This is a genomic window from Jidongwangia harbinensis, from assembly GCF_020216025.1.
Lineage (GTDB): Bacteria > Actinomycetota > Actinomycetes > Mycobacteriales > Micromonosporaceae > Actinoplanes > Actinoplanes harbinensis.
On record NZ_JAIWNC010000028.1, the window covers coordinates 20,600 to 35,834 of the forward strand.

At 67.0% G+C, this 15,235-nt stretch carries 17 protein-coding genes; 12 read left to right on the forward strand and 5 right to left on the reverse strand.

The features are described from left to right. Positions 1–5: 5 nt before the first annotated feature. The 10 genes from LDL48_RS29785 to LDL48_RS29830 all read left to right on the forward strand — a co-directional run bounded on the left by LDL48_RS29785 (position 6) and on the right by LDL48_RS29830 (position 9,482). Positions 6–524 (forward strand): RNA polymerase sigma factor, encoded by a 519-nt coding sequence (locus LDL48_RS29785; RefSeq protein WP_225257826.1) that lies wholly within the window; start codon positions 6–8, stop codon positions 522–524. Further along, positions 521–1,330, forward strand: coding sequence for a zf-HC2 domain-containing protein (locus LDL48_RS29790; RefSeq protein WP_225257827.1), 810 nt, complete (start codon positions 521–523; stop codon positions 1,328–1,330). Before LDL48_RS29785 ends, LDL48_RS29790 begins: the two co-directional genes overlap by 4 nt. Continuing rightward, positions 1,327–2,190: an ATP-binding cassette domain-containing protein gene (locus tag LDL48_RS29795; protein WP_225257828.1), complete on the forward strand. Its 864-nt coding sequence runs from the start codon at positions 1,327–1,329 to the stop codon at positions 2,188–2,190. The genes LDL48_RS29790 and LDL48_RS29795 overlap by 4 nt, the downstream gene beginning before the upstream one ends. Then, complete coding sequence (locus LDL48_RS29800) at positions 2,187–3,017, forward strand: hypothetical protein (RefSeq protein WP_225257829.1); 831 nt, start codon at positions 2,187–2,189, stop codon at positions 3,015–3,017. Before LDL48_RS29795 ends, LDL48_RS29800 begins: the two co-directional genes overlap by 4 nt. Positions 3,018–3,052: 35 nt before the next feature. Further along, positions 3,053–3,868: a hypothetical protein gene (locus LDL48_RS29805; RefSeq protein WP_225257830.1), complete on the forward strand. Its 816-nt coding sequence runs from the start codon at positions 3,053–3,055 to the stop codon at positions 3,866–3,868. Between the two features lie 26 nt (positions 3,869–3,894). Then, positions 3,895–4,731 carry a hypothetical protein gene (locus LDL48_RS29810; RefSeq protein WP_225257831.1) on the forward strand — a complete coding sequence of 279 codons (837 nt, stop codon included), beginning with the start codon at positions 3,895–3,897 and terminating at the stop codon, positions 4,729–4,731. A 397-nt stretch (positions 4,732–5,128) separates the two neighbouring features. Further along, positions 5,129–5,809: a hypothetical protein gene (locus LDL48_RS29815; RefSeq protein WP_225257832.1), complete on the forward strand. Its 681-nt coding sequence runs from the start codon at positions 5,129–5,131 to the stop codon at positions 5,807–5,809. 9 nt (positions 5,810–5,818) lie between these two features. Continuing rightward, complete coding sequence (locus LDL48_RS29820) at positions 5,819–6,679, forward strand: hypothetical protein (protein WP_225257833.1); 861 nt, start codon at positions 5,819–5,821, stop codon at positions 6,677–6,679. A 452-nt stretch (positions 6,680–7,131) separates the two neighbouring features. Further along, complete coding sequence (locus LDL48_RS29825; RefSeq protein ID WP_225257834.1) at positions 7,132–8,448, forward strand: ISL3 family transposase; 1,317 nt, start codon at positions 7,132–7,134, stop codon at positions 8,446–8,448. A 626-nt stretch (positions 8,449–9,074) separates the two neighbouring features. Further along, entirely contained in the window at positions 9,075–9,482 is a 408-nt protein-coding gene (locus LDL48_RS29830) for a hypothetical protein (RefSeq protein ID WP_225257835.1), read from the forward strand. A 640-nt stretch (positions 9,483–10,122) separates the two neighbouring features. On the opposite strand, the gene LDL48_RS29835 is transcribed toward LDL48_RS29830, so the two are convergent. Next, positions 10,123–10,332, reverse strand: coding sequence for a hypothetical protein (locus LDL48_RS29835; RefSeq protein ID WP_225257836.1), 210 nt, complete (start codon positions 10,330–10,332; stop codon positions 10,123–10,125). Between the two features lie 154 nt (positions 10,333–10,486). Here LDL48_RS29835 and LDL48_RS29840 point away from each other — a divergent pair, with 154 nt between their 5' ends. Continuing rightward, positions 10,487–10,693, forward strand: coding sequence for a hypothetical protein (locus LDL48_RS29840; protein ID WP_225257837.1), 207 nt, complete (start codon positions 10,487–10,489; stop codon positions 10,691–10,693). Further along, the gene (locus LDL48_RS29845; RefSeq protein ID WP_225257838.1) at positions 10,693–11,013 is read left to right on the forward strand and encodes a hypothetical protein; all 321 of its coding nucleotides are present in this window, start codon (positions 10,693–10,695) and stop codon (positions 11,011–11,013) included. The genes LDL48_RS29840 and LDL48_RS29845 overlap by 1 nt, the downstream gene beginning before the upstream one ends. 1,513 nt (positions 11,014–12,526) lie before the next feature. Here the strand turns inward: LDL48_RS29845 and LDL48_RS29855 are convergent. The 4 genes from LDL48_RS29855 to LDL48_RS29870 all read right to left on the reverse strand — a co-directional run bounded on the left by LDL48_RS29855 (position 12,527) and on the right by LDL48_RS29870 (position 15,222). Continuing rightward, a complete protein-coding gene (locus LDL48_RS29855; protein ID WP_225257839.1) occupies positions 12,527–12,763 on the reverse strand; it encodes a hypothetical protein in 237 nt (78 codons plus the stop codon). Positions 12,764–12,884: 121 nt separating this feature from the next. Continuing rightward, positions 12,885–13,682 carry a phosphotransferase gene (locus tag LDL48_RS29860; protein ID WP_225257840.1) on the reverse strand — a complete coding sequence of 266 codons (798 nt, stop codon included), beginning with the start codon at positions 13,680–13,682 and terminating at the stop codon, positions 12,885–12,887. A gap of 15 nt (positions 13,683–13,697) precedes the next feature. Further along, a complete protein-coding gene (locus tag LDL48_RS29865) occupies positions 13,698–14,174 on the reverse strand; it encodes a glycine-rich domain-containing protein (protein WP_225257841.1) in 477 nt (158 codons plus the stop codon). Positions 14,175–14,313: 139 nt separating this feature from the next. After that, positions 14,314–15,222 (reverse strand): JmjC domain-containing protein, encoded by a 909-nt coding sequence (locus tag LDL48_RS29870; protein WP_225257842.1) that lies wholly within the window; start codon positions 15,220–15,222, stop codon positions 14,314–14,316. Positions 15,223–15,235: the final 13 nt, after the last annotated feature.

Sequence of the window (15,235 nt, forward strand, 5' to 3'; positions counted from 1 at the left end):
GCCACATGGCCGACGATGCTGCTCTCATCGGGTCGATCGCCCGGGGCGATCGCGATGCGCTGGCGACACTCTACTCTCGGCACGCGTCCTGGCTGCAGGTTCGCCTGCGGCGGCGTTGCGTGGACGACGACGTGGTTGCTGAGGCGTTGCAGGAGACGTTCGTCGCGGCGTGGCGTGGCGCTGGCCGGTGGCGCGGTGAGGGGGACGTCGGCGCCTGGCTGTGGGGTATCGCGATACGCCGGATGATCGATCTACTCGCGAAGCGTCCGCGGCACTGTCCGCTGGCTGGAGTTCCGGATCCTGTTGTGGCTTCGGCCGAGGAGCAGGTTCTGGTACGCGTGGAGTATGCCGACGTGGCCACGGCGCTCAATCGGCTGTCCCCGGACCTAGTCGCCGTGGTGCAGGCCACGGTGCTCGACGGCCTCACCACCCGGGAGGCCGCCCGCCTCCTGCAAATCCCACAGGGCACGGTCAAGACCCGGATGGCCCGCGCTCGGCTGCTGTTGAGGGAGGCGCTGTCATGACCGTCTGGCACGCTGACGACGCCTTGCTCGCGGCGTACGCCGGGGGCGGCCTCGACCAGGCCCGCGCGGCTTCGGTCGAGCAGCATCTGACTGGTTGTGCCAGCTGCCGAGCCGCGATCGCGCCGCATGCCGACGCCGCGTTGATAGCCCGGGCCTGGGCCGGCACGGTGGATCGGCTGGACCGGCCACGTACGTCTCCGTTCGAACGGCTGCTTATCGCGCTGGGGTTGTCGCCGTCGGCGGCGCGGCTGGCCACTGGGGCCTCGGCGGCGCGCCGGGCGTGGGTGGCCGGCTGCGTGCTGGTGGCCGGCTTCGCCATCGCCGCGCGGGAGATGGACGGTCCGATGGCTCTCTGGTTCCTCACGGTGGCTCCGCTGGCCCCGCTGACCGGGGTGGCGTTGGCGTACGGACCGGGCGTGTTCTCTATGCACGAGGTGGTGGCGGCCGCGCCGTACCCCCGGCTGCGGCTGGTGCTGCTGCGGTGCCTTCCAGTCCTGCCGATGACGGTCCTGCTGCTGGTCGTGGGCGGGCTGGTGTTGCCTGGCACGGCGGGGGCGGCGTTGTGGTTGCTGCCCGGGCTCGCCCTGGCGGCCCTCGGCCTGGTCGCCGAGCGGCTGGTCGGCGTCCAGACGGCGATCGGCGGGCTGGCCGCGCTGTGGATGGGCGGGGTCGCCTCGGCGCGGATCACCACCGGGTCGGTGCTGGGCGCCTTCTCCCCGACGGTGCAGCTGCTGTCCTCGGCCATCGTCCTCGGCGCGGTGTGCCTCGCGCTGGTCGGCGCCCGACGGACAAGGAGCTTCTGGTGACGGACATCGGGCTAACTGAGGTGAGCAAGAGCTACGGGCGGCGCCGGGTCCTGAACCGGGTCACCCTGGACGTCGGCACCGGTGTACTCGGCCTGCTGGGCCCCAACGGCGCAGGCAAGACGACCCTGATGCGCGTGCTGGCCACCGTCGCCCAGGCCGACGCCGGGCGGGTCGAGCTGCTCGGCCGGGACGCGCGGGACCCGCTAGCGCAGGTGGCGATCCGCCGCCGGCTGGGCTACGTCCCGCAGGAGACCGGCTTCCCGCGCGGCTTCACTGCCTTCGAGTACGTCGACTATGTGGCCATCCTCAAGGAGATGACCGACCGTCGCACCCGGCACGACGAGGTTCGCCGGGTGCTCGAAACCATGGGCCTGACCACGCACGCGCGGCGCCGGGTGTGGCGCCTGTCCGGCGGCATGAAGCGACGCCTGATGATCGCCCAGGCCCTACTCAGCGACCCACGGCTGCTCATCCTGGACGAGCCGACCGCCGGCCTGGATCCAGAGCAGCGGCTACGCCTGCGAGACACGATCTCGACGCTGGCCGAGAACCGGTGCGTGGTCGTGTCCACACACCAGACCGAAGATGTGGCGGCGTTCTGCCCACGGCTGGTGGTGCTGCACGAGGGCAGCATCCGCTTCGACGGCAACCCGCAGCAACTGGCCGCCGCCGCGGCTGGGCGCGTGTGGCGCTCCGAGCAGCGCGATCCCGGCGCCCGGCTGGCCTGGCGCACCAGCGACGGAAGGCTACGACAGGTCGGCTCACCACCGCCCGGCGCCACCCTGGTCGAGCCATCGATCGAGGACGGCTACCTACTCCTGGTGGGTTCGTCCGAGCCTGTGGTGAAGGCGACGGCATGAGCATCGCCACCGCGGCCGCCCGGCGGCTCGGTGTGGTGGAGGCACGCCGGATGGTGCGCCATCCGGTGTACCCGGTGGCGATGGTGTACATCGCCGTCTTCGTCGTCGAGGCGGTCCTGAGCGGACAGACGGGCCCGCCCGCCAACGAGGCGTACACGGTCGTGATACTCACCCTGCTGTTCGTCTACGCGCCCGCGACTATCGTGGCCGCTAACCGGGTAGCCGCGGCCCCGTTCCGGTCCCGGGCCCGCGAGCCGTTGGACGCCACACCTGTCGACGAGCGCCAGCGCACCACGGGCGCGATCATCGGCGTGCTGCGCGGACCAGCTCTGGTGAGTTTCGCGATCACCGGACTGTTGCTGGTGATCGGAGAGTTCACCACCGCGCACCCGGAGCGGCCCATCGATGTGGTGTACCACCGCACGGCGCTGGAGTACCTGCAGGTTCCCGCCGTCGTCCTGGGTGCGGGTCTGCTGGGTATCGCGGTCGCCCGGTGGCTGCCCTGGCCTGGTGCGCTTCCACTGACCGTGTTCCTGGTGTGGTTCGGCACGGAGACGATGTACTGGTCTACCTATACCGGCACCGTGCACGACCGCACCTGGTTCGCTTTGTGGCCGGTCTGGATGGCCTCGAACGCGCCCTCTGGCATGCTGCCGAGGCAGCCGCTAGGGCAGGAGATGTGGCATCTGACGTACCTGCTCGGCCTGGGGGCCCTGGCCGGTGTCGCGGCCATGCTGCGCACCGGCGGAGCACGCCGGGCATGGTGCGCTGCCGCGGCGGCGGCGGTACTGGCGACCGTGACCGCTGGCTGGTTGCAGACACGGTGACTGCGGCACGCCGGCCAGCGGGAAGGAGGCAGTCGATGATGAGTCCGGCCGCGCGGCGGCTCGGTGCGGTAGAGGCCCGCCGGATGCTGCGCCACCCGGCGTACCCGGTGGCGATGCTGTACCTCGTCGTCTTTGCCGTTGAGGTCGTCTGGAACCGCCAGACCGGCCCAGCCGCCAACTTTGCGTATGCGCTTGTGCTGCTGTGCTTGCTGTTCGTCTACGCTCCGGTGACGATCGTGGTCGCCAACCGGGTGGCCGCGGCCACGTTCCGGTCCCGGGTCCGTGAGCCGTTGGACGCCACACCTGTCGACGAACGGCAGCGCACCACGGGTGCGATCATCGGCGTGCTGCGCGGTCCGGTCCTGGTGAGTTTCGCGATCACCGGACTGTTGTTGGTGATCGGAGAGTTCACCATCGCGCACCCGGAGCGGCCCATCGATGTGGTGTACCAGCGCACGGCGCTGGAGCACCTGCAGGTCCCCGCGGTCGTCTTGGGAGCGGGTCTGCTGGGCATCGCGGTTGCCCGGTGGCTGCCCTGGCCCGGCGCGCTGCCGCTGACCGTGCTCCTGGCATGGATCGGCACGGTCACGACGTACCAGCCTACGACCGGCGCGGTGCACGACCGTACCTGGTTCGCGCTGTGGCCGGTGTGGTTCTCCGTGGAGGAGGGCATGCTGTCGCGGCAGCCGCTCGATCAGGAGATGTGGCACCTGGCATACCTGTGCGGGCTCGGGGCCCTGGCCGGTGTCGTGGCGCTACTGCACACCCGCGGACCGCGCCGGGCGTTGTGGACGGCCGCGGTCACCGCCGTGGTCGCGGCCACCGCCGGCGGCTGGTTACAGACGCGCTGAGCCCTTGGCAGGAAGGAGACAGGTCGATGTCCGTGCGCAAGGCGCGGCAGGTGACTCCGGCCGCGCGGCGACTCGGCGCGGTGGAGGCGCGTCGGATGCTGCGGCACCCGGCCTATCCGATGGCCATGCTGTACATCGTGGCGTTCGGCACCGCGATGGTCGTCAACGATGAGGGTGCGCCAGCCAACCAGGCCTACCTGATCGTGATGCTGAGCGTGCTGCTCGTCTACGCGCCGGCGACGATCGTGGTTGCCAACCGGGTGGCCGCGGCCACGTTTCGGTCCCGGGTCCGCGAGCCGTTGGACGCCGTGCCGGTCGATGAGCGGCAGCGCACGGTGGGCGCGATCCTGGGCGTGCTGCGCGGCCCGGTGCTGGTCGGGTGTGCGGCCGCCGCGCTGCTGTTGGTGCTCGACGGGTACGCCACTCCGTACACCGCGGTGCGCAACGACGCGGTCTACCCCCGTACGGCGTGGGAATACCTGCAGTTGCCGGCCCTAGTGCTCGGCGCCGGGCTGCTCGGCATCGCGGTGGCCCGCTGGCTGCCCTGGCCCGGCGTGCTGCCACTGACCGTGCTCGTGGTCGGATTCGGCACGATCGCGATGTATCCCGTCACCGTGGCCGACTCGGTGCATGCCTCGGCCTGGTACGCGCTGTGGCCGGCATGGTTCGCGCTGGACGTCGGCATGCTGCCGCGGAAGCCGCTCGATCAGGAGATGTGGCACCTGGCATACCTGCTCGGGCTCGGAGCCCTGGCCGGTGTCGCATCGCTTCTGCACACCCGGGGACCGCGCCGGACATTGTGCATTGCCGTGGCGGTGGCCGTCCTGGTCACCGCGGCTGCTGGCTGGCTGCAGACACGGTGACAGTGGGCACGCCAGCCGGCAGGGGAAGGAGACGGGCGATGACGACTCCGGCCGCACGGCGACTCGGCGCGGTGGAGGCACGCCAGATGCTGCGCCACCCCGCGTATCCCATCGCGATGCTCTACATCCTCACATGGGACGTCACGTTGCTGATCAACCACGAGGGCGACCCACCGGCCAACCGCGCCTACATGGTCTTGGCCTTCAGCCTGGTGCACGTCTACGCGCCGGTGACATTCGTGGCGGCGAACCTGGTCACCGCCGCCACCTATCGATCGCGAGTCCGGGAGCCGTTAGACGCCACCCCCGTCGACGGCCGGCAACGCACGGTGGGCGCCATCGTGGGGTTGGTGCGCGGCCCGGTCATCGTGGACTCCCCGGTGCGGCACTGCTGCTGGTGCTCGGCGAGTTCACCACCGCGCACACCCCTCTGGCCAGCGAGCGGGTGTACCAGCGCACCGCTGTGGAGTACCTACAGGTGCCGACGCTCGTGCTCGGCGCGGGCTTACTCGGCATCGCAGTCGCCCGCTGGCTGCCCTGGCCTGGCCTGCTCCCGCTGACCACGCTCACATTGTGGCTCGGCACCATCGCCCTGTACTACCACTTCACCGAGTACATCGGCCCTACGCTGGGCGGTCCGCCCGAGGTGGTGCAGCCAAGGACCTGGCTCGCGTTGTGGCCGGTCTGGTTCGCATCCAACCAAGGCATCCTTCCCCGGCAACCACTCGGCCAGGAGATGTGGCATCTGGCATACCTGCTCGGACTCGGCGCACTTGCCGGCACTGCGGCCGTGCTGCGCACCGACGGGCCCCGCCGCAGCGTCTGGGCCGCAGCCGCTGGGATCGCCGCACAGCCATCGCCGGCCGGCTGCAACTCGGCTGAGGGACCGCCAACCGGTTCATCAATACGCGCCTGCCTGCAGCATGCGCACCATTGCCTCCGACCCGCCGTGACCAAGAACCATCCGGCCGTGGCCGCAGACAGCTTGGTAGACGGAATCGGCAGCCGCCGAAGCGCAGCGTGGCCCTCAGTCGTCAACTCTGACCAGGGCAATGATGCGCGAACACCATCGATGTAAGGAGCTCCGGTGAAACGAGCGCGCTACCAGATCAGCATCAACGGTTTCGACGTGAAGAACCAGTCATGGGACCACGCATTGCAAGTTGACGGCAAAGACGACGAGGTGTTCATCGGCTGGAACAGCAAGAAAATGCGCTCCGACGGCACCCTCATCTACGAGGCCGCGACTCGTAAGTCGGCAACGATCGGTGACGTCAACGGTCAATCCGGCCGAGTCGTCGGCGGAAGCGCTTCCAGCAAAGGAGGACTCAGGGATGGGGACAGATATCCACACGACAAGCCATGGATGAAGAAGCGCGTATTCGACCTTCCTGCGATTCCGCCCTTCATCTGGTCGCCGACTCGAATCGAGATCAGTCCGGAAGTTCCTTCCGGCCGCGACTATCCACCCATGAACTGCTTCACCGACACGATCACCGAAGGCGAGGTGGTCTACTTCACGCCTAGCATCTGGGAATTTGATCTCGGTCAAAGCGCATGGGAAGGCATGCTCGCTTGGCTAAGGGACACTGACGACAAGTTCGGTGCTCGGGCGAAAGAGATCTTCACGAAGGTATTCCCTCCGAACAACTGGATCTTCGACGCCGTCTCCCTCGGCATACAGACCGCTTCCACGCTGACCAGCATCACCGGTAGCTCGGGCAGTCGTCCCATCGGGACGGTGCGCAGCGCCACGAACCCCGCGACGTTCGTTTTCAACCCCTGGATCCTTGAGCTGACCTTCGAACGGGCGGAAGCGCTGATTGCGGCCGAGCCCGCCGGCGTCGGGCATGGCGTCTTGGCGATCCCGTACACCGACGACATCTCCCTACGCGGCAGCTATCAGCTCTACCTGCAAGTCGAGCGGCTGGGGCCAGTCGAAGGATAGCCGCCCGACGCGAGCACCACCGGGCCATTCAGTATGAGTGGAACTACGGCGCCAACCCTATGTTTCGACTGATCTGACGGGCACGATGGGTGGCGAGACCTCTCGGCTTAGCTGGGAGGTCCGTCGCACTGTTCTAACGGTGTCTTGCCGGGACTGCCGCCTTGGCTGCAGTTGTCACGACGGCAATCGTAGGTGCTCCTTCATCGGCCCACGCCGCCACAATTGACTTCTTGGCGGCTTCCGTTCTCGAGGATAGCCAGCCGTATCAGTTGGTTTTTGAATGGGCTCTTCGCTGCCTGGAAACCCCATTGGACACCGACGGCGTGGATTGACGGCTCTTCGAAGTTGAGCGGGGTTCGGAGTCGGCGGCGACCCGGGACATAGGGGCTCGCAGCCCATCGGTGATCATCTGAGTGTCGAGTTCGGATGGTCACAAGTGAAGAGCTGCGAGCATGGTCAACGATACGACCCGGCTGCTGGGCCTGGATGGGCTGGTGGTGGAGGGGGTCGAGGTGGACGCTGACGGCGTCCCGGTGGTGGACCTGTCCACCGGTTGTGAGCAGGCACGATGCTGTCCGGGGTGTGGGCGGCGGGCGGCGCAGATCAAGCAGTGGGCGACTACCCGGCCACGGGATCTGCCGGTCGCCGGGCGGACGATGCGGCTGCGGTGGCGTAAACGGCGCTGGTACTGCCCGACCGCGGCTTGTCCGCGGAAATCGTTCACCGAGCAGGTCGCCCAGGTGCCGGCCCGGTCGAGGCTGACCATGCGGTTGCGGCAGGCGGCCGGGGCGGCAGTCGCCGACGGCGGTCGCACGATCGTGCAGTCGGCTCGCGATCACGGCGTCTCGTGGCCGGTCGTCGCGCAGGCGTTCACCGCCCACGCGAGCAGGGTGTTGCCGGACGAACCGGAGCCGGTCGCGGTACTCGGCATCGACGAGGTCCGCCGCGGCGAACCGCACTGGGCATGGGATGAGAAGGCCGGTTCGTGGACCAAGACCGCGGACCGGTGGCACGTCGGCTTCTGCGATCTGTCCGCTGGTCAGGGACTGCTCGCCCAGGTCGAAGGGCGCACCACCGCCGCGGTCACCGGCTGGCTGGCCGCTCGATCACCGGCCTGGCGCGAGCAGATCACGGCGGTCGCGATCGACATGTGCACCGTGTTCAAGGCCGCGATCCGGCAGATGCTGCCGCACGCGCTGCTGGTCGTCGATCACTTCCACGTCGTGCAGCTGGCCAACCGGGCGGTCACCGAGGTCCGCCGCCGGGTGACGCTCACTGCGCGGGGCCGTCGTGGCCGCGGCAGCGATCCTGAGTGGCGGATGCGGAACCGGCTGACCCGCTCGGCGACCCGGATGAGCGGCAAGCACGTCGACCGCCTGACCGACACTCTCGAGGCCCTGCCCACCCGGATCGGCGCCCCGATCCTGGCCACGTGGAACGCGAAAGAGGACCTGCTCGACCTGCTCGCCACCGCCCGCACCCAGCCCGACCGCGAACACGTCCATCGGCTGCTACGCCGCTTCTACACCCGCTGCGCCGCCACTGACCTGCCCGAACTACACCGGCTCGCCACCACGATCGAGACCTGGTGGCCGCAAATCTCGGCGTTCCTGGCCACGGGTATCACCAACGCCGGCTCCGAAGGCACCAACCGCGTCATCAAGACCGTCGCCCGCGACGCCTACGGCTTCCGGAACCCAGAAAATCAGCGGCTACGTACCCGCACCGCGACCACCCGCCGGCACCGCGGACACCTCAACCCCGCTTAACTTCGCAGAGCCGGATTGACTGTTCCAGTGGCCGTGTCACGGCGGTGACCACCAAAGTGGATCTTTTCGCCGACGACTGTCGGTTCAGCAAGATCATTCGGTTTACGACGGAGGCTGTTTTACGGCATCGGCGAACAGTGCGAGGATGTTCAAAACCAGGACTGCAGGGACAGCGGAGAGCGCAAGACTCGTCAGGAGTGGCGGCTGTCGTACGTCCAGGGCAGCTACTACGAGATTGTCAACCGATAAACCGGCCTTTGTCTCGGCATCCGGCATGGTGGCTCAGGCAGCCATGCCGATCAAGTATCGCTGCGGTGGGAACCCAACTTTGGGCCCTGCGGTAACCCTTAAAGGCCGATCAAGTGGCATAGGCGCACGCCGAGTGGTCTGGGCGCTAACCGCGGGCCACACCTGTCATCCTAGCTAGTGCACAACGCGTCGGACGGTTGTCCACGGAGCGCAAAATCGCTCCGCTGCTTGGCGAAGGCAGCCTTCCTATCCCACCTGTAGTGCTGACCCACCAGTTGACCCAGGACAGCACCACAGGTCTGGGCCAACGCCGCGGGCCGCCAGGTAAAGATCCCCACTCACGCGCGTCGACTTCGACCACGCACAGGAGACACTGCATGAACAACAACAGGCCGGATCATCTCCAAAGGAATCCGCTGAGAAGAATGACGGCAATGGCCACAGCGGCGGCGGCCGCCCAGGCAATGTTTGCCGGTGTCGCGCTGACTGCCGGCGTGATGTCCGCACCAGCGGCGCAGGCCAAACCCAAATGCAACGGCCCCTACCCACAGTCCACGTGCTCTCCGCAGGAGAACCGTGCCCCGACTGGCACTGAGACCTTCGACCAGCAAGGCGGCGTGTTCTGCATGTGCCGGGTCGGTGGCCTGTACTTTTCTGGTCACGCTTGCGACGCCCGCGGCGAGACCGTGAACGTCGACATATCCGAAGGAGCCGGACAAAGACGGGAGGGAGCCTACTTGTTTGGGAATGGCTTCGTGGAGGACGACGGCGGGCCAGTCGGCTAAGGAGCCAAGCGAACAGCTCCTCGGTCGACGGCCGGCTGCTTCCAGAGTCTCGCACCGTGGCGGTGGCGGGACTGGACCGGTCAACCAAGGCTCGACACGGAAGCGGTTTCGGATGCCCCGCGCCTGCCAAGCGGGGGCCCAATCGAGGGCAACCGTATTCGCTCGTTAAGGCAACGTGGCCAGGTCCGGTATGTCGCCAAGGGCGCCCGGCGGCGGGAGCGGGCCGGTGCACGCCGTCGGCCCCGTCGACGCCTACCTCGCCGCGCGCGCGAGTGCGGCCGGCATAGTCGTCGAGGCGCTGACTGGTCCGCTGATAGCCACCAGCAAGGCCCAACGGTTTGGCTGGCTCGGCGCCCGCCGCGCCGCCCGCAGGGCCTCGGCCTCGCCCTCGGATCGAGCACAGGCCGGCGGTCACGAACCGACGAATAGCGTCATCCGATGGGGCCGATTTTGAACGCGAGCTTTCGCAGTGAAGACATGGACCATTTCTGCCTTCCTGGAATTCAGTATCAGCGACCCGTGCGTTGTCATCACCGCCCGGTATGGGCGGTTGATGAAGCGTCCTGTCGCTCGCAGGTGCCAATGTGATCGCAGAGCGGACTGCCGTACCCGAGCGGTCGTAGAAGCTCTCCGATGTGGGTCAGGGCTGGTTGTCCCCCAGCGGTCCGGAATGGATGGCACCGCCAGCGCCGACACTTGCCACGCCGCCCACCAGCGATGGTGCGTGTTCCGCGAGCCACGAGGGGATTTTGACGTCCTTGGCTTTGAGGACGGCGATCCCCTTCTTGGCGGCCGACCTCGCCACGAACCCGACTACCGGAATAACGATCAGTGCGACAAGTTCTTCCATGATTGCACTCCTTTGTCGACGGATAACGTCCCAGAACATCTGCCCGCCTGCCGCGTTCGAGACAGTCCCGGCGGTCGACAGTCCGCTATGAGATGGCCGTGTCTAACTTGATGACCTTGGCGTGAGGATGTGAGTGATGATTCTGTAGATTGTCGTGGACATCAGAATCGCGTCCACCGTTTTGCGCCTTCGGTTTCATTGCGCATTCTTCTGGTCTGGGTTCACGACTGGTTTCGCGCCGCAGGCGATGGCGGCCGTCGATCCGGTCTTACCCAAGCTGTCTGCGGGCGACGGCGGGACGGTTCTGGGTCACGGCGCATTGGACGCAAGCGTGCGCATCGTGCAAGCAGGCGCGTATTGATGAACCGGTTGGGGCCGTCGCTCAGCCTGCCTGTAGCCGGCGAGCGGTTCTGCTCATCCGGCGAGGGTGAAGGCCGACAACCCTTCGGCAGCGTCGCCACCGCGACGCTCGACCCGGCGGCTGGCTCGGTGACGATGAAACAGGTCGCGCCTGCCAGCAAGACCGCCGGCGCGACCGTCCTGGTGGCGCCGGATCACAAGCGCTTAGCGATCCACGACTTGACCGGCTGGTACACCACTGTCCTTGGCTCGTCCGCGGCGCCGGTCCGGCAGCCGCTGAGCGAACTGAAGGACCTCGGTGACCCGCTGTTCTGGAACTGATCGGTTCCGATCGCGGGCACCCGCATGCAGGGACTCGTCTGGCGGCGTCGTTACTGGCTGAGCTTGTTCATGGCCACCCTCGCGGATTCGATCATCCTTGGTAGGACCTCAGTCGTCGGTGCAGCGGACCGATGGACATCACGATCGACGAAATCGCGATTGAGTCCTACTACCCCGCATACGCAGAGAGCACCGCCTACTTCAAGCAGTAGCGGGTACTTCTTGTGCATCCCGACGACCGCGCCGAACTTGGTACCCCCGCAGCGTTGCGCCGAATTGCCGGTTGATCTTCATGCGAGCTTGCTGCAGGCTGCGGCATCGCGGAGGCGACTACCGGGGTGGCACCGAAGATACCGGTGTACTGCGCGGCCGAGAGAGGGCCCTACCAGGAGATTTGTTCATCGCGGTTCGCCCGGGCACGCTGGGCAGCTAGGCGTGGGCCGGTGGTGCTTGATCCATGTTTCTACGTCGTCGGCGTGCCAGACTTTTCCTTGTCTCAGGTCGGCGAGTGGTCGTGGGAAGTTTGACTGGCTGGTGAGTTGAGAGACGCGTTGTCGGCTGAGGTGCAGGCGGGTGCTGATCTCGTGGGCTCCCATGAGCCGGATTTCGTGTCCGTGCACAGCCCTACCCTGTCATGCGACTACTGGTCGCGCAACTAGTCGATGGCGCGCCGGCTCGCGCGCACCACAGCAGGTCTACGAAGCGTTCGTGTGGACACGTTCGCGGGTCGCGCCGGCTGCTCAACGGGCTGCGCCTGGACCACGGGCAAGAGTGCGGGTAGTCGCCGGCGCCCCCTATCAGTCATCCGTGGGTGCCCCGGATGGTGATGTAGCTGGTCTGGCGTCACGGGCAACGCGCGCCCCCATCGGGGCGGGAGATGGACGTACCACCCCGGTTGAAGTGCGGAGAGCGATCCGATGAGTCAACCGCCGCAGCATTGCTGCATTCGTTCGAGCCGCAGGCGAGGGAGCAGACCGAACGGGCGCCGTCCCTCAGCCGTCGCCTGGAGCCAGATTCTGTTCTCGTGCGCCGTCGCCGGGCTGCGAAGTCGCTGAGCCGCGGGCGCGCGCCGTACGCGGAACCACGGAGCAGTTCGCGGACGAATGTTGAAGGCGGCGTCGATTAATGGCCGCCTACACAATGGTGGTGCCACCGGCGACATCTGCTCGACCCACACCACTACACCCAGATCAACTCCCCCGTGACGAATCACCGTCTACCGTGAGCAACAACCGGAACCGCATCGATGAGAAGCAAGAACACCTCGCCACGATCAAACTGAGAACGACGCAGCGGACGCCCTCGTCAAGCCCGCTCGGCGAACCGGAACAAACGCAACCCCGGTTACACCGGCGCTACGGCCGGACCAAGCCGCACATGCGCGCAAGGTCGGCGGACTGCACGGACCGACGCCGACGTGTCGGTCCCGTCCTACTTCACACCGCCATGCTCGGCGACGCCCCTACTTCGACCTGCGGGCCGCGAAGATTCCACGCGGGCCGAAGGCACAGGCTTACCGTGAGCGCCGATCGGAATAGCCTGCTAAGTGGGGCGGGACTTCGGGAACGATGACTTTTTCCATCGCATGGACCTGCACCGGAATACCGGCCGTCTTCAGGAAACATTTCAATGTTTCGGCGAGCGCCTCGATGTGGTCGTCTTCGACGAAGGCGTAACCGCGCTCCGAAAAACAGTCGGCGACCTGCTCGGCGATCTCGGTAATTGGGTCAGTCAACTCGTCATCATTCATAAAATATCGATCCTTGAAATCGGCAACAATTTTATACACCGACGACGTATCCGATGGCGGCATCTGTCAGCAGGCATTAGACCCATCCGTGACCGCTTGGTCTGCGGCGCCGTCCCCGGGTTTAGTCGGGTCGCTCAAGTACCTTCTTGCGCCGGTACGCCGACCAGTGGCCGGTCCAATGGGCAAGGTCGTGTATCCAGCCGGCAGTGCTTTGTTGGGCCTTGATGGACCACTTTGCGGCGTTCCGCGAGGCGAACTCGTCCAGGATCTGCGGGTTAGTCGCGCCCCATGCTGGACGTCGCGCGAGCCATTGCTCAGCCTGTTGCGGGGTGTGGCCGCTGGCGATCAGCCATGGAACGAGCAGCGCCAGTTCGACCCATGGTGCCGCCTTGGTGGCGAATGCCCAGTCGACGAGGCGCAGGCCGTGGGGGCTCACGATGAGATTGGTGGGGCTGAGGTCGGTGTGGACGAGTGTGTCGCCGTCCATCGCGGGATGAGTGAAACCGAGCCGGGCTGCCGGGCTGAACCACGGCCGGCCGCCCGGCGCGGGCGTCTCTTGGAGTTGTTTCAGGGTTGCCTCGAGCAGGTCGAGGTCGGGGCTGGCTGGGGACAGGTCGGCGTGTGGGCCGTCGACGTGTTCGAAGCCCACCACCAGCCAGCCGTCGGTTTCGAAGTCCCACTCGATCGCCGGCGCATATGACTGGTTGATGGCCTTACTCGCCAGCAGTTCGTAGCGCAGTGAGCGGACGCCCAGATCGGATGATGCCGCTTTGACGAACACCTTGCCCTTATCGCCGGTGACGGTCGCGGCGATCTCCGCATGGTCGCCGCTGAGGGCTGGGGTGGCGTGGGTGCCGCCGGCTCTCTCCGCGATGGCCGTCAGGACGGCGTCGGGCAGGGCGGTCCAGTCACTGCGCATCAGTCATGCACCCTTTCAGACGCCCGGGTTCGGCGGGCAGCAGCTCTCCGCCTGACCGACCCAGAACTCTGGATCGACGTGGTAACCGGTGGCGTGCAACGCCTGGCGGGTGTACTCGAGGGACGTGCCGTCTGCCATGCCCTCGGTCAGGATCGGCACGTGGTGCACGAAGCCGCCGGCGATCTGCTGACAGGCGGCGAGGTACGGCTCGGTGTGCTGCAGCGACACGTGCCAGGCGGTGTCGACGGGGTTGGTCGGGACGACGCGGTACGACCGGCCGTCGGGCAGGAGCCTGCCGAAATCGGGGTCGTGCTGCGAGTCGGCGTGCGCCTTCAGCAGCAGCAGCATCTGTCCGATCGCTCGCTCGGCGTAGGTCTGGGTGACTTCCTGCACGGCGGCGAAGTGACGGGCGAGCTTGCCGAAGGTTTCCGGGTCGACGAGGGACTGGGGGTCTTTGCCGGTAGCAACCGGCGTGGCGGTCGTGATGGTCACGACTCCTCCTCGGATCTATGGATCGCCGACGCCTGATGCGTCGGTGAAATCCCGTACACAGAAATCAGTCGGTAGTGGCGATCGGCTGGTCGCGCCGCCGGGTCGCCGGGTCGCCGGGTCGCCGGGTCGCCGGGTCGCCTCAGGCGTAGTCCACGTCGCGCTCGGTGCGCGCTCTGTCGAGCAGGTCGGCCGCCAGGGTTGCCTCATCGGCGTGGGCCAGCCAATGCATCAGCAGGTGCCGGGCCTGATCGACCTGCTCGGCAAACGCGGTGAGGTTGACGACGTTGGCTGGTGGGATCACTCGCCGCAGCGATGTCGAGGTGATCGCGGTCTTGGTCAGCTGTTCGCCGATCCAGAGGCCGGTGCGTTCGCGCACCACGAACGTCAGGTGGGTGCTCGCCGCTTTTTGGTCGCGGGCGTGCGCGTTGTGCATCCAGCCGCGCGGCAGCACGAGAACCTGCCCGGGTTCGAGGGCGAGATCGTGGTCCGGGCGGGTGCCCTTGAGGTGGCGGACGAGGTTGCTGCCTGGCCGGGTGTTGCAGGCCAGGTGGTCGCGGTGCGGCTCCTCAACGGCCGGTTCCCATATCTGCCAGGTCTTGCGGCCGGTCACCTGGTAGATGAACCCCATGTTCTGGTCCCAGTGATGGTTCAGGCCCTGCCCTCCCGCTGGGGTGACGAAGCCGGTTACATGACAGCCGTATCCGGTCTCCGTCTGGATCGCCGCGCACACGCTGTGCAACAGCGGGCACCAGCGGTTGATGTTGCGAAGCTGGACGGTGTAACCGCGGCCGCGCCACTTCGCGAGCTTCGCGGGGTCGAGGCGGCTGGCCGTCGTGTACGCGCGAGGGTGCAGTGCAGCACTGTCCTTGATCACGATGATGTCGTCGGCTGGCGCCGTGCCGGTGTCGAGGTAGGCGTGGAGAAGCTGGGCGTTGGCGATGCCGGGAAGACGGCTATCGGCCGGGAGCTCGGAGACTGCCGGCTTGGTGGGCCAGGCCGTCATCATGTCGTTGACGTGCTCCTCGCCGAACAGTTCCCTGAGAGACATGTGTCCTCCGATC